The 19603-nt window shown below is 76.2% G+C and carries 21 protein-coding genes; 9 read left to right on the top strand and 12 right to left on the bottom strand.

The window, feature by feature from the left end; all coding sequences use genetic code 11:
- The first annotated feature begins 21 nt into the window (after positions 1-21).
- Positions 22-1161 carry a glycosyltransferase 87 family protein gene (locus ACQP00_RS32435; RefSeq protein ID WP_433202485.1) on the top strand — a complete coding sequence of 380 codons (1140 nt, stop codon included), beginning with the start codon at positions 22-24 and terminating at the stop codon, positions 1159-1161.
- Here ACQP00_RS32435 and ACQP00_RS32430 read toward each other — a convergent pair.
- The 4 genes from ACQP00_RS32430 to ACQP00_RS32415 form a co-directional block, all read right to left on the bottom strand.
- Entirely contained in the window at positions 1118-2122 is a 1005-nt protein-coding gene (locus ACQP00_RS32430; protein ID WP_433202482.1) for a lysylphosphatidylglycerol synthase transmembrane domain-containing protein, read from the bottom strand. The genes ACQP00_RS32435 and ACQP00_RS32430 overlap by 44 nt on opposite strands.
- A 70-nt stretch (positions 2123-2192) precedes the next feature.
- Positions 2193-3005: an ABC transporter permease subunit gene (locus ACQP00_RS32425; RefSeq protein ID WP_433202479.1), complete on the bottom strand. Its 813-nt coding sequence runs from the start codon at positions 3003-3005 to the stop codon at positions 2193-2195.
- Positions 2992-3708 carry an ABC transporter ATP-binding protein gene (locus ACQP00_RS32420; protein WP_433202476.1) on the bottom strand — a complete coding sequence of 239 codons (717 nt, stop codon included), beginning with the start codon at positions 3706-3708 and terminating at the stop codon, positions 2992-2994. Before ACQP00_RS32420 ends, ACQP00_RS32425 begins: the two co-directional genes overlap by 14 nt.
- On the bottom strand, positions 3705-4580 hold the full coding sequence (locus ACQP00_RS32415; protein ID WP_433202473.1) for a hypothetical protein: 876 nt from the start codon (positions 4578-4580) through the stop codon (positions 3705-3707). Before ACQP00_RS32415 ends, ACQP00_RS32420 begins: the two co-directional genes overlap by 4 nt.
- Before the next feature lie 65 nt (positions 4581-4645).
- Here ACQP00_RS32415 and ACQP00_RS32410 point away from each other — a divergent pair, with 65 nt between their 5' ends.
- Both ACQP00_RS32410 and ACQP00_RS32405 read left to right on the top strand, forming a co-directional pair.
- Entirely contained in the window at positions 4646-4957 is a 312-nt protein-coding gene (locus ACQP00_RS32410; protein ID WP_433202470.1) for a PadR family transcriptional regulator, read from the top strand.
- Positions 4958-5039: 82 nt separating this feature from the next.
- Positions 5040-5732, top strand: a complete 693-nt coding sequence (locus ACQP00_RS32405) for a hypothetical protein (RefSeq protein WP_433202467.1) — start codon at positions 5040-5042, stop codon at positions 5730-5732.
- Positions 5733-5933: 201 nt separating this feature from the next.
- Here the strand turns inward: ACQP00_RS32405 and ACQP00_RS32400 are convergent, their stop codons facing one another.
- The 4 genes from ACQP00_RS32400 to ACQP00_RS32385 all read right to left on the bottom strand — a co-directional run bounded on the left by ACQP00_RS32400 (position 5934) and on the right by ACQP00_RS32385 (position 9226).
- On the bottom strand, positions 5934-6851 hold the full coding sequence (locus ACQP00_RS32400; RefSeq protein WP_433202464.1) for a M56 family metallopeptidase: 918 nt from the start codon (positions 6849-6851) through the stop codon (positions 5934-5936).
- Positions 6848-7231 carry a BlaI/MecI/CopY family transcriptional regulator gene (locus tag ACQP00_RS32395; RefSeq protein ID WP_433042869.1) on the bottom strand — a complete coding sequence of 128 codons (384 nt, stop codon included), beginning with the start codon at positions 7229-7231 and terminating at the stop codon, positions 6848-6850. Before ACQP00_RS32395 ends, ACQP00_RS32400 begins: the two co-directional genes overlap by 4 nt.
- Before the next feature lie 16 nt (positions 7232-7247).
- Entirely contained in the window at positions 7248-7868 is a 621-nt protein-coding gene (locus ACQP00_RS32390; protein ID WP_433224071.1) for a response regulator, read from the bottom strand.
- Between the two features lie 65 nt (positions 7869-7933).
- Positions 7934-9226 carry a sensor histidine kinase gene (locus ACQP00_RS32385; protein WP_433202461.1) on the bottom strand — a complete coding sequence of 431 codons (1293 nt, stop codon included), beginning with the start codon at positions 9224-9226 and terminating at the stop codon, positions 7934-7936.
- A gap of 172 nt (positions 9227-9398) precedes the next feature.
- Here ACQP00_RS32385 and ACQP00_RS32380 point away from each other — a divergent pair, with 172 nt between their 5' ends.
- Together ACQP00_RS32380 and ACQP00_RS32375 are read left to right on the top strand one after the other, a co-directional pair.
- Positions 9399-10103 carry an ABC transporter ATP-binding protein gene (locus ACQP00_RS32380; RefSeq protein WP_433202458.1) on the top strand — a complete coding sequence of 235 codons (705 nt, stop codon included), beginning with the start codon at positions 9399-9401 and terminating at the stop codon, positions 10101-10103.
- Positions 10100-10807, top strand: a complete 708-nt coding sequence (locus ACQP00_RS32375) for a response regulator transcription factor (RefSeq protein ID WP_433202455.1) — start codon at positions 10100-10102, stop codon at positions 10805-10807. The genes ACQP00_RS32380 and ACQP00_RS32375 overlap by 4 nt, the downstream gene beginning before the upstream one ends.
- On the opposite strand, the gene ACQP00_RS32370 is transcribed toward ACQP00_RS32375, so the two are convergent.
- Positions 10743-12068, bottom strand: coding sequence for a histidine kinase dimerization/phospho-acceptor domain-containing protein (locus ACQP00_RS32370; RefSeq protein ID WP_433202452.1), 1326 nt, complete (start codon positions 12066-12068; stop codon positions 10743-10745). The genes ACQP00_RS32375 and ACQP00_RS32370 overlap by 65 nt on opposite strands.
- An 87-nt stretch (positions 12069-12155) precedes the next feature.
- On the opposite strand from ACQP00_RS32370, the gene ACQP00_RS32365 reads away from it, so the two are divergent.
- From ACQP00_RS32365 to ACQP00_RS32350, 4 genes are read left to right on the top strand one after another with little or no spacing between them, the layout of a single operon-like run.
- Complete coding sequence (locus ACQP00_RS32365; protein ID WP_433202449.1) at positions 12156-12686, top strand: hypothetical protein; 531 nt, start codon at positions 12156-12158, stop codon at positions 12684-12686.
- The gene (locus tag ACQP00_RS32360) at positions 12674-13348 is read left to right on the top strand and encodes an ABC transporter ATP-binding protein (RefSeq protein ID WP_433202446.1); all 675 of its coding nucleotides are present in this window, start codon (positions 12674-12676) and stop codon (positions 13346-13348) included. Before ACQP00_RS32365 ends, ACQP00_RS32360 begins: the two co-directional genes overlap by 13 nt.
- On the top strand, positions 13341-13985 hold the full coding sequence (locus ACQP00_RS32355) for an ABC transporter ATP-binding protein (protein WP_433202443.1): 645 nt from the start codon (positions 13341-13343) through the stop codon (positions 13983-13985). Before ACQP00_RS32360 ends, ACQP00_RS32355 begins: the two co-directional genes overlap by 8 nt.
- Entirely contained in the window at positions 13985-16582 is a 2598-nt protein-coding gene (locus ACQP00_RS32350) for an ABC transporter permease (RefSeq protein WP_433202440.1), read from the top strand. Before ACQP00_RS32355 ends, ACQP00_RS32350 begins: the two co-directional genes overlap by 1 nt.
- A gap of 32 nt (positions 16583-16614) precedes the next feature.
- Here ACQP00_RS32350 and ACQP00_RS32345 read toward each other — a convergent pair whose 3' ends face one another.
- Genes ACQP00_RS32345 through ACQP00_RS32335 form a run of 3 tightly spaced genes read right to left on the bottom strand, consistent with a single transcriptional unit; the run spans position 16615 to position 19501 of the window.
- On the bottom strand, positions 16615-18243 hold the full coding sequence (locus ACQP00_RS32345) for a carbohydrate-binding domain-containing protein (RefSeq protein ID WP_433202437.1): 1629 nt from the start codon (positions 18241-18243) through the stop codon (positions 16615-16617).
- Positions 18240-18956 carry a VTC domain-containing protein gene (locus ACQP00_RS32340; protein ID WP_433202434.1) on the bottom strand — a complete coding sequence of 239 codons (717 nt, stop codon included), beginning with the start codon at positions 18954-18956 and terminating at the stop codon, positions 18240-18242. Before ACQP00_RS32340 ends, ACQP00_RS32345 begins: the two co-directional genes overlap by 4 nt.
- Positions 18953-19501, bottom strand: coding sequence for a DUF4956 domain-containing protein (locus tag ACQP00_RS32335; RefSeq protein WP_433202431.1), 549 nt, complete (start codon positions 19499-19501; stop codon positions 18953-18955). Before ACQP00_RS32335 ends, ACQP00_RS32340 begins: the two co-directional genes overlap by 4 nt.
- Positions 19502-19603: the final 102 nt, after the last annotated feature.

Below are 19603 nucleotides of genomic sequence, written 5' to 3'. Positions count from 1 at the left end.
TGCCGCGCCTAGCGTGCGGCGATGCTCGAACGCCTGCACCGCCTGCGTCCACCGTCGCCGCGCACGGCCGCCTACCTCGTGGTCGGCTGGGCGGCCGTGTGGTTCGGCATCATGGTCATCCGCGGCGGCTCGTCGTGGCACTACTTCCTGCAGGGCGCCTCGGCCCTCGCCGACGCCGACGATCCCGTGCGCGGCGGCCTGCACGTCTACGCCGCCGCGCCGATCCTGCAGATCGGGCCGCTGAGCTTCCTGGCCGTCCTGCCGCTGCTGCCGGCCGGCGGGCTCGTGGCGATGCTCGGCTGGCAGATCCTCAGCGCCGCCGCCGGACTGTTGCTGCTGTGGCTGGTGCGCGGGCTGGTGCCGCGGTGGGAGCGCGACGACGCGTGGCTGGCGCTGGCCGCGGCGTACTTCATGCCGGTCTGGATGTTCCTCGCCGTCGGCGTCGCGCACCTCGACGACGTCCTCGCGCTGCTGCTGTCCGTCGCCGCCCTGCGCGCCGCCCGGGCGGGGCACGGGTGGCTCACCGGGCTGTTGCTGGGGCTGGCCACCGACGCCAAGCCGTGGGCCGTCGGCTTCGCCGCGCTGCTGCTCCTGGTCCCCGGGTGGCGGCGGCGGCTCGCGGCTCTCGTCGTGTCGGGGGTGGTCGTGGCCGCCGCGTGGGTGCCGTTCTTCGTCGGCGATCCGGGTACGAGCAACGCGCTGCGCTTCGCCATCCAGAACCATCCGGCGTCGGCGCTGCACGCGCTCGGGATCAACGACCCGTACACGCCGCCGTGGGACCGGCCGGCGCAGCTGGTGCTCGCGCTCGCGCTCGGTGCCCTGGCCGTGTGGCGCGGCCGGTGGCAGGCGATCCCGCTGCTGACGGTCGCGTCGCGGCTGGTGCTGGAGCCGGGCGGCAACAAGTACTACATCGCCGGCGTCGTGGTCGGCACGATCATCTGGGACTTCGCGGGGGCCCGGCACGCGCTGCCGTGGTGGACGATGTCGGCGTGCGTGGGCCTGTTCATCGCCCGCTGGATTCCGATGCCCGACCTGCTGCACGGGTGGGCCCTGGTCGCGTTGTTCGTGGCCGCCTGTACCGTCCTGCTGGGCCCCTCGGACCGCGCCCGGGCATCGGTCACGCTGCCTGGGTGGCGCGCACGGTCCCTGGAACACTCGTAGCCGCGGGCGCGTGGCGGCGCTTCGACGAGCGCCAGCAGGCCAGGCCGATCGGCAGGTCCATCCAGCAGGACAGGATCCGGTACAGCAGGATCGCCGCCGCGGCCGGGGCCGCCGGTGCGCCGGCCGCGGTGAGGGCGACCAGCAGGCTCGCCTCGATGACTCCGATGCCGCCCGGGGTGATCGGGATCTGGCGGATGAGCTGGGCCACGAGGTACCCGGTCGCGATCGTCGTGGCCGGCACCTCCAGCCCGGCCGCGCGCACCGCGCAGATGAGACACACGACGTCGGCGAGCCAGTTGAGCACGGCCATCGCGATGACGAGCAGCCAGCGGCCGGTCGGCACGGTTCCGGCGAGCACGAGCGTATGGCGCACGGTTGCGCGCATCCGCGCGATCCGGCCCGCCTCCTCGCTCACCTCGGGCACGACGGCGGCGCGCCGGCCCGTCCGCCGGACGGTGCGGGCGTGCAGCCCGATGAGCACGGCGAGCACGATCGCGCACAGGACGACGCCGAGCGTGGTGACGGAGGGGCGGGCGAGGATGAGCACGTTGCCCGCGTACAGCAGGGCCAGCCCCACGAGCGAGGCCGCCCCGGACAGCAGCATCACGGCGGCGGCGACCGCGCGCGGGGCCCCGTGGGCGCGGAAGCGGCCGAACGCGTACCCGGCCGAGACAGCCGACCCGGCCGGCAGCGCCGCCGCCATCGCCGAGCGGGTGTAGGTGAGCCCGAGCGAGGCCCCGGCGCCCATCCGCACCGCGAACGCGGCGAGCAGGTGGCGCTGCTGCTCCGAGAACGCGACCATCGCCACCACGGACAGCCCGGCGGCGGCCGCGAGCCAGCCCGGCCCGGCGGTGCGCAGCGCCAGCCACGTCTCGGAGAGGGACGGGAGGTGGCCGCGCAGCTCCAGCGCGGCCACCACGACACCTGCGACGAGCAACGCGGTTCGCCAGTAGCCTCTCACGCAGTACACCTTCGGCTCGGGTGTTAAGAAGTCTGACGAACGCCGATTAAGAACTGCGTAAGAGAACGTCTCAGGCGGCCGGGTCGCGCCGGTGCAGGACGAGCACGGCGGCCCCGGCGCACACGGCGACGGCGGCGGCCTGGACCGCGATCCCCGGACCCAGGTGGGCCGCGGCGGACGGGGTGAACAGCGCGGGCCACTGCTGCCAGTAGTGCACGGGCAGCGCGACCGCGACGGCGTGCAGCAGGCCGCCGCGCTGCGCCGCCTGGCCGTTGAGGATGCTGGCCACGACGACGAAGCCGATCGCGACCGCGACCGCCTCCGCCCCGCGCGGCAGCAGCAGCCCGAGGGCGAAGGCGAGCGCGCCGATGCTGAGCATGCACAGCGTCAGGTAGCCGCAGGCGGCCGCCACGCGCCCGAGCGTGGCGGCGGCGGACAGGTTCGCGCCGCCGAGGACGTGGAACGGATGCCAGCCGAAGAGGGCCAGCCCGGTCAGCACGCCGGCGAGCGCGACGGAGGCGACCGCGGCGGCGGTGGCCACCACGACGGCGGCGAGCTTGCCGGCCAGCAGGCGGCCGCGGGTGACCGGCGCCACGTAGAGGTACCGCAGGATGCCCCAGTCCCGGTCGGCCGAGCCGATGGCCGCGCCGAGCAGCGCCACCACGATCGGCAGCAGCAGCGGGCCGGCGAACTCGAGGCCGGCCATGGCGTGGTTCAGCGCCGAGTACGGTGCGGCCCCGAACAGCCCGTCCTGCCCCTCCAGCCGCTTCCCGGCCGACGAGGCGGTCGCCAGCCCGGCGACGACGGGCAGGGCGGCCAGGCAGCCGAGCGCGACGAGGGTGCGTAGCCGGAGGATCTGGGTGGCGAGCTCAACCCGCAGCATCGGCGGTCCCTTCGGTGATGGCCAGGAAGGCGTCCTCGAGCGACCGCCCGCCGAGCAGCTCGGCGAGCGGGCCGGCGGCGGCGAGCCGGCCGCGGTCGATGACCACGGCGTGCGTGGCGACCTGCTGCACCTCGGCCAACTGATGGCTCGACACCAGCACCGTCCCGCCGCGGCGGGCCCGGGCGGCGAGGTGCTCGCGCAGCGCCCGGACCTCGGCCGGGTCCAGTCCGTTCGCGGGCTCGTCGAGGACGAGCACCTCCGGGTCGCGCATCAGGGCTTGGGCGAGCGCGAGCCGTTGCCGCATGCCCATCGAGTACCGCCGCACCGCGCGCTGCAGGTGCTCGCCCAGCCCGGCGAGCGCCAGCGCCTCGTCGAGGGCGGGCGGCGGCCACGCGCGCCGGGTCGCCGACCACAGCAGGCGCAGGTTGGCCAGGCCGCTGCGGTGCGGCACGAACGCCGGGCCGTCGATGAGGACGCCGACGCGGGACAGCACGGCGGCGCCGAGCCCGACCGGTTCGCCGAGGATGCCGACCCGGCCCGCGCTCGGCGTGGACAGGCCGACCAGCACCCGCATGGTGGAGGTCTTGCCGGCCCCGTTCGGCCCGAGCAGCGCGCAGACCTGCCCGGGCTCGACCGCGAAGCTGAGGTCGTCGACGGCGGTGCGGCCGCCGTAGCGCTTCGTCAGCGCCTCGACGCGGATCATGCGGCGGCCCGCCCCAGCAGCACCGCGATCGCGATCGCGGCCGCGGCCAGGCCCGCGCCGACCGTGAGCGCGACGAGGGTCGGCACCGCGACCACCGGGGCGCCCGTCACCGCCGTCCACAGGGGATCCCGGAACGCGGTCATCAGCACCAGCCCGGCGGTGCCGGCCAGCACCGCGCCCTCGGTGACGCGGGCGGTCCGGGAGCGCTCCGGCCGGGCGATGAACCCGGCGACCGCGTTGGTGACGACACAGAAGGCGAACAGCGAGGCCGCCTCCACGAGGAACGCCCAGCCGATGAGCAGCGGGTCGCTCCAGCGCTCGCCGACCGCCTGAGCGCCGACGATCCCGGCCGCGGCGAGCAGGCTCAGGGCCGCGAACACCCCGGTGGCGTGCGCCCTGGTCGGTTCGGCCAGCCCCGGGAACCACCGGTTGACCAGCGGCAGGTCGCCGAGCCAGTCGTGCCGCCAGCCGCGGCCCTCGCCGCGCGGTGGTCTGTGCACGAACCACGCCACGGTACCGCCGAGGCTCAGCAACGACATCCCCGCCAGACCGGCGACGAACGGCGCGGGGACCGGTGCGCGGGCGACGACGGCGGACCAGGCCGTGCCCACGGTGAGCCAGACGACGGCGAGCAGCGCTCCGGCCGCCCGCGCGGTCTGCCGGGCCCGGTCGGGGCCGCCGGGCGCTCGCCAGGCCGGCATGCGAAGCGCAAGAGCCAGAGCCAGCATCGGTACCGCCAGCAGCGCGAACGACACCACCACGTCATACGGGTCGTCCCGCCAGGGGCTGACCGTGTGCTGCTTGGCGACGTAGGCCGCCACCTCGAACACGGCCGCGACCGCCAGCACCGCACAGATCGCGAGGAGCTTCATGGCCACCATAGTACGCGCCTCGTACTACGCGGCAAGTACTACGTGGCGTGGAGTACAGTCGGGGCATGCACAGCACCGACGCCCAGATGGTCGTGCTCACCGTGCTCGCCGACGGCCCGCGGCACGGGTACGCGATCAACACCGCGATCGAGGAGCTCACCGGGCGGCGGCTCGGGCCCGGCAGCCTCTACGGGGCCCTCACCCGGCTGGAGGGCCGCGGGCTGATCGAGCCGGTCGCCGCCGACGCCGACGCCCAGGACCGGCAGCGCACCATGCGCATCACCGAGACCGGCCGCGCCGCGCTGCGCACCGAGCTCGAACAGCTCGCCCGCGTCGCCAGGGCGGGGCTGCGCGCGCTGGGGGTGGAGCAGGCATGAGCGGTCCGAAGCGGAGCGGAGGGGCCGCTCATCAGGAGCTCAGTGCCCTCAGGCCGGCGCCGGAGCTTGCGGAGGTGTCGGCGTGACCGGCGGCGAGGTCATTGTGGCGCTGTATCCGCCTGCGGTCCGCGACCGCTGGGGCGACGAGCTCGGGCGCGAGATCGCCGAGCGCGGCGCGCGCTCGTGGGCCGACGCGGTCGCCGGGGCGGCGCGGCTGTGGCTGCACCCGAGCGACTGGCCGGAGACCACCGCCGGGCAGACCCGCCGGGTGCTCGCGGCCGTGCTGTTCGCCGTCACCGCCGCCGTCGCGCTGCTGCTGCGGGCGTCGGCGCCGATCGCCGTGTGGTGGCTGGCCCCGATCCTCGTCGGCGCGCTCCTCGCCGCGCCGCTGGCGCCCGTCGGCCGGACCGTCGCGGTGACCGCGCGCACGCTGGCCGCGCCGGCGCTGGCCGGGGCCGCCATGGTGCTGCTGGCCAACAGCGGGCTGGTCGAGCACCCGGCGGGCGCGCTGGGCGTCGCGCTGCTCGCGTACTACTGGGCCACGCTCGCGTTCGTCGCGCTGCGGCTGTGCGCGCTGGCCGCCCGGCTCCTGCGCATCGGCACCGCACCGAGCCGCCGCCGGCTGCGGGCCGCCCTGCTGCTCGTCGGTGCGGGCACGGCCCTCGCGGCCGGCCAGAGCATGCTCGGCGGGGCACTGCTCACGACCGCGGCCCTGGCGTTGCTGGCCCTCGTCGCCCTGCACACCGGCCAGGACCTGCGCGCCACCGCGCGCTGAGCCCCGCACCGGCCAGGACCTGCGCGCCACCGCGCGCTGAGCCCCGCACCGGCCAGGGCCTGCCCGCCACTGCGCGCCGAGCCCCGCACCGGCCGGGATCTGCGCGCCACCGCGCGCCGAGCCCGCACCGGCCAGGACCTGCGCGCCACCGCGCGCTGATCCCCGCACCGGCCGGGATCTGCGCGCCACCGCGCGCCGGGGTCAGCCGGTCGGGAGCCAGGCCTGCAGCAGCGTGATGAACTCGGCCACCGCGGCGATCGTCACCGCGAGCGAGAGCCCGGCCACGGCCATCGAGCCGGGTACGGTCGGGCCGCCGCGCCGGGGAGCGGGCCGGACCAGGGCCTCCACCCGCCGCACGGTGCTGGAGCCGTCGAAGCCGAGCGCCGCCGCCGGCCGGTGCGCGGCCAGCGCCACCTTCGCGATCGTCTGCGCGACGAGCCGCCGATCCTCGACCGTGCGGGCCGCGTCCTCGTCCGCGCTGCGTTCCACCAGCAGCCCGACCGCGGTCTCGACCGGCCGCAGCAGCGGGTTGAGCGCGGTCGCCATCGCCGCGAGCGCCGCCGTGCGGTCGTGCCGATGCCGCAGGTGCGCCCGTTCGTGCGCGAGCACCGCGGCCCGCTCCGGCCCGTCGAGCATGCGCAGCAGGCCGCTCGTCACCAGCACGTGGCCCCGCCGCCCGCGGCCCGGCGGCACGGCGACCGCGCGCGGGCTGTCCCAGTCGGCCACGACCAGCCCGTCGTGCGGCGGCCCGGCGGCACGCAGCTCGCGGGCGACGGCCAGCCGCGCGCGCACGCCGGTCAGCACCCGCCGCCCGATCCAGAGCAGCAGGACGGCCGCGACCATCGCGATCGGGTCGGGGACCGGCTCCGGCAGGGGGCGGCCCTGGGCGACGGACAGATGGCCGTACCGCTCGATCGCCGGGAGGTCGTCCAGCAGGGTCGCCACCATCAGGACCAGGCACACCGCGCTGGAGACGGCGGTGACGACGGCCCCGGCGGCGAGGGCGCGCGCGGCCCGTTCGGGTCGGGCGGAACGGGTGGCCCGCCGGGCGAGCGGGCGGAGGGCGGCCGGCAGGAGCAGTACCGGCAGCAGGATCGGCACGTGGAGGAGCCACGTCACGCCGGCGTCTCCCCGTCGGAGTCGCGCAGCAACGCGCGCAGCAGCTCGGCGTCGGCCGGTTCGAGGTCGGCGGTGAACTGCCGCAGCACCGCCCGGCGGTCGCTGGGCCCGTCGAGCACGGCCCGCATCCGCTTCGCCGCCGCGGCCGCCTGGTCCTCGGCCGGGAAGTACTCGTGGCCGCGCCCGCCGTTGAGGTTCACCCGGCGGCGCACCTGGCCCTTCTCCAGCAGGCGGGTCAGGATCGTCTGCACGGTGTTGTACGCGAGGTCCCGGTCGAGCCGCTGCTGCACCTGCGCCGGCGAGAGCGGATCGCCGGCGGCCCACAGCAGCGCCATGACGTCCGACTCGAGCGAACCCCAGGCCCGCCGTTCCGTGCTCATCCCGCCAGGGTACCGCTCACCTGGGACCGGAGCCGGGAACGACCAGCCCGGTCTCGTACGCGGCGATGATCGCCTGGGCCCGGTCGCGCAGGCCGAGCTTGGACAGCACCCGGGTGACGTGCGTCTTCACGGTCGTCTCGCCGATGTGCAGCTGCGCCGCCAACTCGGTGTTGGACAGCCCGCGGGCGATCAGCCGGAGGATGTCCAGCTCCCGCGGCGTCAGCGTCGACAGGTCGCGGTGCAGCGTCGAGCCCTCCTGGTGCCGGGCGAAGCGCTCCACCAGCCGGCGGGTGACGCTCGGGGCCAGCAGCGCATCACCGTCGCGGACGGTGCGCACCGCCGCGACGAGCCGGTCGGCGCTGGCGTCCTTGAGGAGAAAGCCGCTCGCGCCCGCGCTGAGCGCCGCGTACACGTACCGGTCGAGGTCGAACGTCGTGAGGATCAGGATCCGGGGCGGCCGCGGGCTCGACGGCGGGTGGTCGGCGAGAATCCGCCGGGTCGCCTCCAGGCCGTCCATGCCCGGCATCCGCACGTCCATCAGGACCACATCGGGGCGGGTGCGCCGCACCGCGTCGACGGCCTCGCCGCCGTCGGCCGCCTCGGCGACGACCTCGATGCCGTCCGCGCCGAGGATCATCGCGAAGCCCGTGCGGACCAGCGCCTGGTCGTCGGCGATCACGACCCGCAGCGACTCGGGCGGCGTCACTGGACCTCCAGCGGGATCGCCGCCCGCACCCGGTAGCCGCCGGTGCCGAGCGGCCCGTGCTCGAGGGTGCCGCCGTACACGGCGAGCCGCTCCCGCAGCCCGATGAGCCCGCGGCCGGCGCCCACCGGCGACGACGGCCCGGGTGGGCCGCCGCTGTCGGTGATCTCGGCCCGCACCGCCGCCGCCTCCCGCTCGACGACGACGGCCACCCGGGCGCCGGCCGCGTGCTTCATGGCGTTCGTCAGCGCCTCCTGCACCACGCGGTACACGGCCAGGCCGATCCCGGCCGGCAGTGGCCCCGGGTCGCCGCGGACGGTGAGCTCGACGGGTGTGCCGGCGGCGCGGACCCGGGCGACCAGCTCCGGGATCTGGTCCAGCCCGGGCGACGGCGGCTCGACCTCCGGCTCGGCGTCAAGTGCGTCCGATCCGGGCTCGTCCTCCATCGTCAGCAGGCCCATGACGTGCCGCAGCTCGTTCATCGCCCCCCGGCCGCCGGTCTCGATCGCGAACAGGGCCTCGTCGGCCTTGTCGGGCGCGACCTTGAGCACCCGCCGGGCGGCGACGGCCTGCACCACCATGACGCTGACGTTGTGGGTGACCACGTCGTGCAGCTCCTGGGCGATGCGGGCCCGCTCGCGCTGGACCGCCTGGGCCGCGTCGGCCTCCCGCTGCGCCTCGGCCAGCCGCAGCCGCTGCCGCATGGCGTGCATGGCGTTCGCGGCCAGGCCGATCGGGACGAGGATGAGGATCAGCAGCAGGGCCGGCTGGTTGATCGGCAGGCTGGCCCGGTGCAGCACCAGGACGATGCCGCCGAGCAGGACGCTGACGCCGGCGGGCAGGCGGTACGGGCTGTGCATCACCGCGCTGTAGGCGGCGACCACGCAGGCGGTGAACGTGAACAGCGGGTCGCCGAAGCCGGGCGAGCGGTGGTAGGCCAGGACGGCGAGCAGGACGATCCAGAACACCGCGAGCGGGTAGCGCCGCCTGGCCGCCAGCGGCAGCGTCGCCAGCGCGACCACCGTCCCCCACAGCAGGGTCTGCGGCCAGGGCAGGGCCGAGAAGTACGGCACGACCACGTCGGGCGGGCCGGTCGAGCCGGGCGGCACCGGCGGCGGCACCGGCGGACCGGGGATCAGGCGATCGCTCTCGACCCGCGCGGCGAAGCCGAGGAACGCCCCGCCGGTCAGCGCCGCCGCGAGCACGAGGTCGGCGGCGACCGCCCAGCGCGACAGCACCGGCGGGGTCACCGCGCCGGTGCGCAGCCGTTCACGGATCGTCGCCAGGCTCACCGGACCAGTCTGGCAAAGCGGCGCCCCGGCCACATCGTCCGCCGGGCGGCCCGCCCGGACCGGGAGTCGTACATCGCTGGTAGGACCCCGCTGCCCCGCCGGACCGACCCGGCCGTCGATGTCACCGCGCAGATCGACGCGCGGGAACGCCTCGCCCGCATAGCGTCCGGGCATGAGCGTGATCGAGGCCCGTGACGTCGCCCGGTCGTACGGTCCGACCCCGGCCCTGCGCGGCGCGACCGTCGCCGTCGCGGCCGGCGAGATCCTGGCCGTGACCGGTCCCAGCGGCTCCGGCAAGTCCACGTTGCTGCTCTGCCTCGCCGGCATCCTCATCCCCGACCGGGGCGAGGTCCGCTACGCCGGTCGGCGGCTCGACACCGTGCGCGAGCCGGGCCGGACCACCCTGCGGCGCACGGCGTTCGGGTTCGTGTTCCAGGCCGGGCAGCTGGTGCCCGAGCTGACCGTCGCGGACAACGTCGCCCTGCCGCTGCTGCTGAACCGGGTCCCGCGCGCCGAGGCGTTCGCGGCCGCGGCGGGCTGGCTGCGCCGGCTCGGGCTGGGCGGGCTCGGCGGGCGCCGGGCCGGCGAGTTGTCCGGCGGGCAGGCGCAGCGGGTCGCCGTCGCGCGGGCCCTGGCGATCCGGCCCCGGGTGCTGTTCGCCGACGAGCCCACCGGATCGCTGGACGCGCGCGCCGGTCAGGCCGTGCTGGACCTGCTCGTCGGGCTGGCCCGCGAGGACGGCGTCACCGTGCTGCTCGTCACCCACGACCGGCACGTGGCCGGGTACGCCGACCGGCACGTCGAGGTCCGCGACGGCCTCGTGTACGCGGACACCGAGGCGGCGGCCGGTTCGGGTGGCGCTACGATCGGCAGGTGAGCGGCCCGGCGGTGCTGGTGGTGGAGGACGACGCCGACATCGGCCAGGAACTGGTGCAGGCGCTGGGCGCCGGCGGCTACCGGGCGACGCTGGCGGTCAGCGGGTCCGAGGCGCTGCAGGCGGTACCGGAGCAGGCCTTTGATCTGATTCTGCTGGATCTCGGGCTGCCGGACCTCGACGGGGTCGCGGTGTGCCGGCGGCTGCGCGCACAGGCGGCCGGCGCGGTCATCGTGGTGCTCACCGCGCGCACGGCCGAGCTCGACGTGGTGGTCGCGCTGGACGCCGGGGCCGACGACTACCTGACCAAACCGTTCCGGCTCACCGAACTCCTCGCCCGGCTGCGGGCCCACCTGCGCCGGCAGCCCGCGCACCCGGGCGGCGCCGCCATCGCGGTCGGGCGGCTCACCCTCGACGTCGCCGCGCGGCGGGCGGGCGTCGGCGGGCGGGAACTGGCGCTGCGGCCGAAGGAGTTCGACCTGCTCGCCGTCCTCGCGGCCCGGGCCGGCGAGGTCGTCACCCGCGAGGACCTCATGGCGCAGGTGTGGGACGAGCACTGGTTCGGCCCGACGAAGACGCTCGACGTGCACGTCAGCGTCCTGCGGCGCAAGCTGGCCGAGGCCGGCGAGGACCCGTCCCGGATCACGACGGTCCGGGGCCGGGGCTATCGGTACGAGACGGCTCCGCCGAGGCCAGCAGCAGGCTGAAGACCGGCCGCGGGGCCGCGCGCCGGACGACCAGGCGGCCGCCCTCGGCCTCGGCCAGGCTGCGGGCCAGCGCCAGGCCGATGCCGCCGACGCGGCGGGCGAACGCGCGCTCCGGGTCGCCGCTGAAGCCCGGCCCCTCGTCGCCGACCTCGACGGACACGCCGGCGGCGAGGTCGGCCACGGCGACGGTCGTCGTGCCGGCGCCGTGCCGCAGCGCGTTGGTGAGCAGCACGTCGAGGATCTGGCGGACGGCGGCGTTGCTCGCGTGCACCGGCGGCAGCGGCGCCGGGTCCGGCAGGTCCAGCCGGCGGCCGCGGGCCGCGAACTCGCCGTGCCAGCGTTCCCGCACGCCGGTCAGCAGGCCCGCGACGTCGAGCGGCTCGGCGCTGACGTGCGTGTCACGGGCCAGGTCGAACAGTTCCTCGACGGTCTCGTGCAGCTGCTCGGCCCGGCGCAGGGCGCTGCGGGCCGCCGCCCGCAGCCGGTCCCGGTCGGTCCGCGGGTCGCCCAGCGCCGACTCCAGGGCCAGCAGGAGCGCCGTCAGCGGGGTGCGGAGCTGGTGCGACACGTCGGCCGAGAACGCCCGCTCGCGGTCCAGCACGGCGCCGAGCCGGCGGGCGGTCGCCTCGAGCGCCCGGCCGGCCGCGTCGGCCTCCTCGAGATCGGAGGGCGCGGCGCGGATGGTGAAGTCGCCGTCGCCCAGGGCCCGGGCGCTCGCGGTGAGCTCCTGCAGCGGGCGGGCGATGCGGGCCGCCTGCCGCCGGGCCAGCAGCGCCGCGAGGCCGACCACCAGCAGGCCGGACGCCGCCATCAGGCCCCAGGCGCGCACGGTGCGCCATTGCACGATGCGGTACGGCTCGGCGGCCCGCACGGCGAGCGTGACCCCGCCGTCGGACGGTACCGGGGCCACGACCGCCAGCTGCCCGTCCTCGATCGCGTGGTGCAGGTGCGCGTCGGCGGCCGCGGCGGCGACCGGGGAACGCTGCGGGCCGCCGTGGGCGAGGCGGACGCCGTCGACGCGGTACACGCCGACCGTCACCGACGCGGGCAGGTCGGGCGGGAGCTCGACGGTGCTGCCGTCGGTACCGAAGGAATCGGACACGGTCGCCGCGACCCGCGCCGCGTCCCGTTGCAGGGCGATCACCGCCTCGCTGTCGTAGCCGGCGGCCAGCGCGTAGCCCAGCGGCAGGGCGAACAGCGCGACCGCGCCGGCGGCCACGCCGACGATCGACGCCCGGATCCGGGCCCGCAAGGTCGTCACGGCACCGATCCTGGCCCGGCGAAGGTAAGCGCAGGCTTAACGCGCAGCGGAGCCGGCGCTAACCCGCCTGCTCGTAGCGTCCCGGGCATGCGTGTACACCTGCTCGTCGCGGCCGCCGCCCTGAGTGCCGCCCTGGCCGGCTGCGGCAACTCCGGCTCGGGCCCGGACACCGGTCCAGCGGGCGACATCCCCGACAACACGGCGTTCGTGGCGTTCACGGCCGCGGACGGGAAGTACCGGATCAAGGTCCCGGAAGGCTGGCAGCGCAGCGAGTCGGGGGCCGTGGTCACGTTCACCGACAAGCTCAACGCGATCCGGGTGCAGACCGCGCCGGCGGCCGCCGCGCCGACCGTCGAGTCCGCGAAGGCGGCGGTGCCCGGCGTTTCGCCGGAGCGGGCCGAGACGGTGCGGCGAACAGCGGGTTCCGCGGTACTGCTGGTGTACCGCGCCGACAGCGCCCCCGACCCGGTGACGGGGAAGGTGGTGCCCAACGAGGTCGAGCGGTACGCGTTCTGGAAGAACGGCACGGAGGCGACGGTCACCCTCAGCGGGCCGGTCGGGGCCGACAACGTGGACCCCTGGCGCACCGTGACCGACTCGTTCACGTGGCTGTCGTGACCGCCGCGATCGAGGCCGTCGAGCTGTACCGCTTCTACCGCGCGGGCGACGAGGAGACCCTGGCGCTGCGCGGGGTGAGCATCCGGGTCTTCGCGGGGGAACTGGTCGCGGTCGTCGGCCCGTCCGGCTCCGGCAAGTCGACGCTGCTGGCCTGCCTGGCCGGGCTCGACGAGCCGGACGGCGGCCAGGTCCGCGTCGGCGACGTCCGGCTGAGCCACCGGCCCGAACGGGAACGGGCCGCGCTGCGGGCGCGCCGCATCGGCATGCTCTTCCAGTCGGAGAACCTGCTGCCGCACCTGACCGTCGCCGGGAACGTCGACCTCGTGCAGCACCTGGCGGGCCGGGTCGACCGGCCGTTGCGCGACCGGCTGCTGCGCGAGCTCGGCCTGGCGGACCGGGCCGGCGTGGCCGCGAGCCGGCTGTCGGGCGGCGAGACGGCCCGGGCCGGGCTCGCCGTCGCCCTGGCCGCCGATCCCGCCGTGGTCCTGGCCGACGAGCCGACCGGCGAGCTCGACGACACCACCGAACTGCGCGTCCTCGAGCTGCTGCGCGAGCGCGCCGACACCGGCGTGGCCGTCCTCGTGGTCTCACACAGCCCGGCGGTCGCCGCCGTCGCCGAGCGCCGCATCGAGCTGGTCGACGGGCGGGTCCGCGGTGACTGACGAACTCGCGCGGTGCGTCGGGGTGAGCCGGACGTACGGCGCCGGACCGTCCGCGGTCGTCGCGCTGCACTCGGTCGACTGCATCGTCCGCCCGGCCGACCGCATCGCGCTGATGGGCCGCTCGGGATCGGGCAAGTCGACGCTGCTGCATCTGCTCGCAGGCCTCGACGAGCCCACCACGGGCGTCATCCGCCGGCCGGCCCGCGGCGAGGTCGGGGTCGTCTTCCAGGGCCCGAGCCTGCTCGCGCCGCTCGACGTCGCGGAGAACGTCGCGCTGCCGCTGCTGCTGGCGGGTGTCCGCCCGGTCGAGGCCGGCGTGCGCGCCGCGGCCGCCCTGCGCCGGGCCGGCGTCGCCGGCCTCGCGGCACAACTGCCCGAGGAGCTGTCCGGCGGCCAGGCCCAGCGGGTCGCCGTCGCCCGGGTGCTGGCCGGCTCGCCGCGGCTCATCCTGGCCGACGAGCCGACCGGTCAGCTCGACGCCGACCACCGCGACCAGGTGGTGGCGCTGCTGCTGGACGCGGCCGACGAGCTGGACGCCGGGCTGGTCGTGGCGACCCACGACGCGCGCGTCGCCGACCGGTTCCCGCAGCGCTGGGTGATGGACAACGGCAGCCTCCGGGAGGTGGAGCACCCGTGATGACCACGTGGATCCGCGGGATGGTCCGGCACCGGGCCCCGCGCCTGGCCGCGACCGCGGGCGGCATCGCGATCGCGGTGGCGCTGATCGCCACGCTCGGCGTGTTCCTCGGCAACGCCCGGGCCACGATGACGCAGCGGGCCATCGCCCGGGTCGCGGTCGACTGGCAGGTCGAGGTGCAGCCGGGCGCCGACCCCGCCGCCGTCGAGGCCGCCGTGCGGGCCGCGCCCGGGCTCGACGCCGTCCTGCCCGTCGGCTACGCGACCAGCCCGGCCCTGACCTCGGCCGCCGGCGGCACCACGCAGTCCACGGGCACCGCCCGGGTGCTCGGCCTGCCGGACGGGTACGCCGCCGCGTTCCCCGGCGAGCTGCGCACCCTCGCCGGGGCCGGCACGGGCGTGCTGGTGGCCCAGCAGACCGCGGCCAACCTGCACGCCGCGCCCGGCAGCCAGATCACCGTGCAGCGGCCGGGCCTGCCCGACGCCACCGTCACCGTCGACGGCGTCGTGGACCTGCCGGCCATCGACTCGCTCTTCCAGGCCGTCGGCGCGCCGGCCGGCGCCCAGCCGCAGGCCCCGCCGGACAACGTCCTGCTGCTGCCGGCCGGCCGCTGGCACGCCCTGTTCGACCCGCTCGCGGCGGCCCGGCCCGACCTGGTGCGCACCCAGCTGCACAGCCGGACCGCCCACGACCTGCCGCCCGACCCGGCGCAGGCGTACACGACGGTCACGGCCGCCGCCCACCACCTCGAGGCCGATCTCGCCGGGGCCGGCCTGGTCGGCGACAACCTCGGTGCCACCCTGGCCGCCGCGCGCGCCGACGCCCGCTACGCCGACCTGCTCTTCCTGTTCCTCGGCCTCCCGGGCGCGGTGGTCGCCGCGCTGCTGACCGCCGCGGTGACCGCGGCCGGCGCCGCCCGCCGCCGCCGCGAACAGGCGCTGCTGCGCGCCCGCGGGGCCACCGCCCGGCAGGTGCTGCGGCTCGCGGTCGCCGAGGCCGCCGTGGTGGGCGTCGCCGGCGCCGCGCTGGGCCTGGCCGCCACCGCGCGGGCGGTCACCGCCTGGTCGGCCGGTGCGGCCGCGGCCGGCCTGCTCGTCGCGGTGCTGACCGTGGTGCTGCCGACCTGGCGGGACCTGTCCCGGACGAGTGTCGCCAACGCCCGCCGCCCCACCGGCCGCGACCGCCGGGCCCCCGCCTGGATGCGCGCCGGCCTCGACCTCCTGCTGCTGGCGGGCGGCGCGGCGATCGTGCTGGCCGCGAGCCGGGGCGGCTACCAGCTGGTCCTGGCGCCCGAGGGGGTGCCGCAGATCTCCGTCGACTACTGGGCGCTGGCCGCCCCGGCGCTGCTGTGGGCGGGCGGCGGGCTGCTGGCCTGGCGGCTCGCGTACCTGCTGCTGGTGCCGGGCCGCCGGCTCACCGCCCGCCTGCTGCGGCCCCTCGCGGGAACGCTGGCCGGCACCGCGGCCGCCACGCTGGCCCGCGGGCACCGGCAGGCCGCCCGTACCGTCGTGTTCATCGCCCTGGCCGGTGCCTTCGCGGCCTCCACGGCGGTGTTCGCGGCGACGTACCGCCACCAGGCCGGCGTCGACGCGCAGCTCACCAACGGTGCGGACGTCACCGTCACCCGGCCGGACGGCGTCGCCGCGAACGCCGCGGACGGCGTCCCCGGGGTGGCGGCGGCCGAGCCGATGGTCCACCGGTTCGCCTACGTCGGCTCCGACCTGCAGGACATGTACGGCATCGACGCCCGCACCATCGGCCGGCACGTCACGCTCCAGGACTCGTACTTCACCGGCGGCACCGCCCGGCAGCTGCTCGACCGGCTCGCCCAGAGCCCCGACGCGGTGCTCGTCAGCGCCGAGACGGTCAAGGACTTCCAGCTCAGCCCCGGCGACACGCTGAAGCTCCGGCTGCCCGGCGCGCACGGCGGGGCACCGGTCACGGTCCAGTTCCACTACGCGGGCGTCGTCAAGGAGTTCCCGACCGCCCCGACCGACAGCTTCCTCGTCGCCAACGCGGGCTACCTCGCCCAGCAGACCGGCGACGCCCCGAACACCCTGCTGGTCACCGCGGCCGCCGGCGCCCGCCCGGCCGACGTCGCCACCCGGCTGCAGGCCCGGCTCGGCCCCGGCACCCAGGTCACCGACATCGACTCGGCCCGCCGCATCGTCGGGTCGAGCCTGTCGGCGGTGGACCTGTCGACCCTCGCGAACGTCGAGCTCGGGTTCGCCCTCGCGCTCATCGCGGCGACCGCGGGGCTGCTGCTGGTGCTCGGCTTCGCCGAACGCCGCCGGACCTTCGCGCTGGCGACCGCGCTGGGCGCCCGGCCCCGGCAGCTGGCCGGGCTCGTGTGGGCCGAGGTCGCCGTGGTCGGGGTGTGCGGGCTGCTGTTCGGGGCGCTGCTGGGGGCGGCGCTGTCGCGGATGCTCGCCGCCCTGCTGACCGGCGTGTTCGACCCGCCGCCGGACCGGCTGACCCTGCCGTGGCCGTACCTGCTCGCGGGGCTGGGACTGAGCGTGGCCTGCCTGGCCGCGGCCGGGGCGGCGACGGTGGTCGCGGGGCGGCGCCCGGCGCTCACCGTGCTGCGCGACCTGTGAGCCACCGCGCAGCGGCGGTCCGGCCTCGTGCCCTACCGCCGCCCGCCGCTTCTGGTCGGGGACTGTCCCGCGGTCACCGTGGCGGTCGAGGCGCCCGCCGTGACCGTGTACTGCGTCCCGCTCGTGACCTTCGCGCTCGAGTAGACGAGGTTCTGGATCGCCTTCGTGGTCGTGACGGTCGCGATCTCGATGCCGTCCGCGGTCGTGATGCGGATCGTGGTGCCGGCGGCGACGGTGCCGCTGAGGGTGGCCGAGAGCCAGCCCTGGGCCGAGCCGGTCGCCGGGGCCACGGCCATGCCCGCGCTGCCGGTCGCGACCAGTTCGCCGCCGCTGATGGTGAACGAGCCGTTCACGTCGAGCGCGCCGTTGCCGCTGCGGGCCGGGCCGTTGACGACGACCGTGCCGCCGGTGATCTCGGCGGTGCCGTTGGAGTCGAAGCCGTCGCCCTCCGCGTCGATGGTGAGCGTGCCGCCGGTGATGGTCGCCTGGTACGGCCCGACCTGCTCGCCGCCGCCGCGCCCGCCGCCCTGATCCTGGCCGGTCGCGCTGCCCGAGGCGTTGAGTCCGTCGTCGCTGGACACGATCGTGGTGTCGCCGCCGCTGACGGTGATGTCGGCCGACTCGATGCCCTCGTAGGAGCGGGTGACGTCGACCGTGCCGGCGTCGATCAGCAGGGCGTGCTCGGCGTGGACGCCGTCGTCGCCGGCCGACAGGGTGAGCGTGGCGCCGTGCAGGTGGACGGCCCCGTCGCTGTGCACGGCGTCGTCGGTCGCGGTGACGCTGACCGTGCCGCCCTCGAGGACCGTGACGACGCCGGACTTCAGGCCCTTCTTGGAGGTGTCCGCGCCGCTGCTGCCGGCGTCGACCGTCACCGTCCCGCCGGTCACGACGAGGTCCGTGGCCGCGGACACGCCGTCGCCGCCGGCGGTGATGTCGACGGTACCGCCGCGAAGGTCGACATATCCCGCATCGGCCTTCTCGTCGTTGTCGGCGGTGAGCCCGTCCCCGCCCGCCGTGACGGTGATCGTGCCGCCGGTGACGACCAGGGCGTCCTTGCCGCGAATGCCGTCGTCGGCCGCGGTCACGTCGACGGTACCGCCGGTGATCGTCAGATCGTCCTTGCCCGTGATGCCGTCGTTGCCGTTGCCGTGCACCACGAGTGTGCCGGTGCCGCCGATGGTGAGGTCGGCCGCGCTGTACAGGGCGGCGTTGACGTCCGCGTCCCCGGCGTAGCCGCCCGTGTCGGACAGCGTGTTGGTGCTGCCCTCGGCGAGCACGACCGCGACCTCACCGGCGGCCGTGACGGCGATCGCGGCGCTGCTCGTGCTGGTGATGGTGACGTTGTCGAGCACGAGGGTGACGTCGGCGTCGCCCGCGTCGACGACGACCTGGCCGTCGATGGTCCCGGTGAGCCGGTAGGTGCCGGCCTCGCTGATGGTGACGGTGCCCTGGGCGGCGGTGATCGTCTTGGCGCCGGCCGCGCTCAAGGTGGCGGCGTCGGCGTTCGAGTTGGCTGCCCGTACCGCCGCGGCGTCCTGGTGCACGTCCACAGTGGACGCCGCCGCGGAGGCCGTCGAGGACGGGGCGGTCGACGCCGGCTTCGAGGTGCAGCCGGCCAGGAGGGCGGCGGTCAGGACAGCGGCGAGGAACTGCTGCTTCATCGGGACTCCTGATCGGCGAAGTGCCGGCGCAGCACCGGCAGCCAGCGGTTGGCGGGCAGGTCGGGGCGCAGGGCGGCGAGCCCGGTGCCGTACTTCGACATCGCGCACGGCCGATGCCCCAGCCGCCACAGCAGCCGGTCGACCGCGCCGGCCCCGTGCGCGGTCTTGGTCTCCACAATGGACCGTCCGGGCAGGGTGAGCGGCTCGCCGCCGGGCAGCGCGAAGGTCAGCCCGGTGTCGATGGTGACCCGGCTCGCCGACGCCGGCAGGAACAGCGTGACCCGCTCGTACCAGGTGCTCAGCGCCGGCGTCAGCACCACCCCGCGGCCGATCGTCGCGGCCACGAACCGGCCGATCTCGTCGCCCCCGGCGTACCTGGTGCGGTGCTTGACCGTCACGCCGCGCGGCCCGGGGGTCTTCACCTCCGTGAACCGGTCGCCGGAGTCGAGGTAGGTGCGGACCCGGACCTTGAACCGGCGCCGGCGGCGGTGCGCGGCGCCCAGGTACGCGTCCAGCCGGGGCGTGTCGAGGTAGACGGAGTGGTAGCCGAACCGCTGCCGCCCGCCGATCTGCAGCACCCCGGTGCCGGCCGGCAGCCGCTCCAGCAGGCCCGGCAGGGCGTCCTCGGCGAGCACGTACTTGCGGTCGACCCGCGTGGTCAGCGCCGCCCGCGCCTGCAACTCCTCCAGGCCGATCGGTGCCAGGACGCTCATGCCACACCCGCGCGGAACCGGACATCGACGAGGGTCGTGTCGTTCACGGTGTCGACGTGGCGGACGGTCACGTGCAGCACCCGGCCGCCGAGGTCCGCCTCGACCCGCTCGCGCAGCGCCGCCTCGTCGGTGAGGGCCTGGTCGAGGAGCATGGTCTGCTGGCGGTACCGGCCGAACAGCGCCGGGTGGTCGCCGACGAACAGCGCCGCCACGACCAGCGCCATCAGCCCCGCGGTGACCCCGTCGACGCTGCCGTTGAGCCCGGCCAGCAGCCCCAGCGCGAGCGCCGCGAAGTAGTACGCGATCTCATGCTGGGCGATCTCGCTGGAGCGCAGCCGGATGATCGACAGCACCCCGAACAGGCCCAGGCCGAGCCCGGCGCCGACCGAGGTCGAGCCGAGCACCATGGCGGTGGCCAGCACGCCCACGTTGATGCCGAGGAACGCGGCCACCAGGTCGCGGCGGTGGTGGCGCGGGAAGTACACCCCGAACGTCAGCACGGCGATGGCGACCAGGTCGACGCCGATGATCAAGAGTTGGTCCACGGTCAGTCCTTCGGCTGTGGTTCACGTCCTGTTCATCTAGCTGGATCGAGCTGTGGGCCGCCTGGGAACCACCTGCCGCCCGCCGGTGAACGCGAAGCGCAC

Origin of the sequence: Dactylosporangium sp. CS-047395 (genome assembly GCF_050942185.1) — a bacterium.
Taxonomy (GTDB): Bacteria; Actinomycetota; Actinomycetes; order Mycobacteriales; family Micromonosporaceae; genus Dactylosporangium.
Note: the sequence above shows the minus strand (reverse complement) of the source record. Positions and strands in the feature narration are given on the sequence as shown.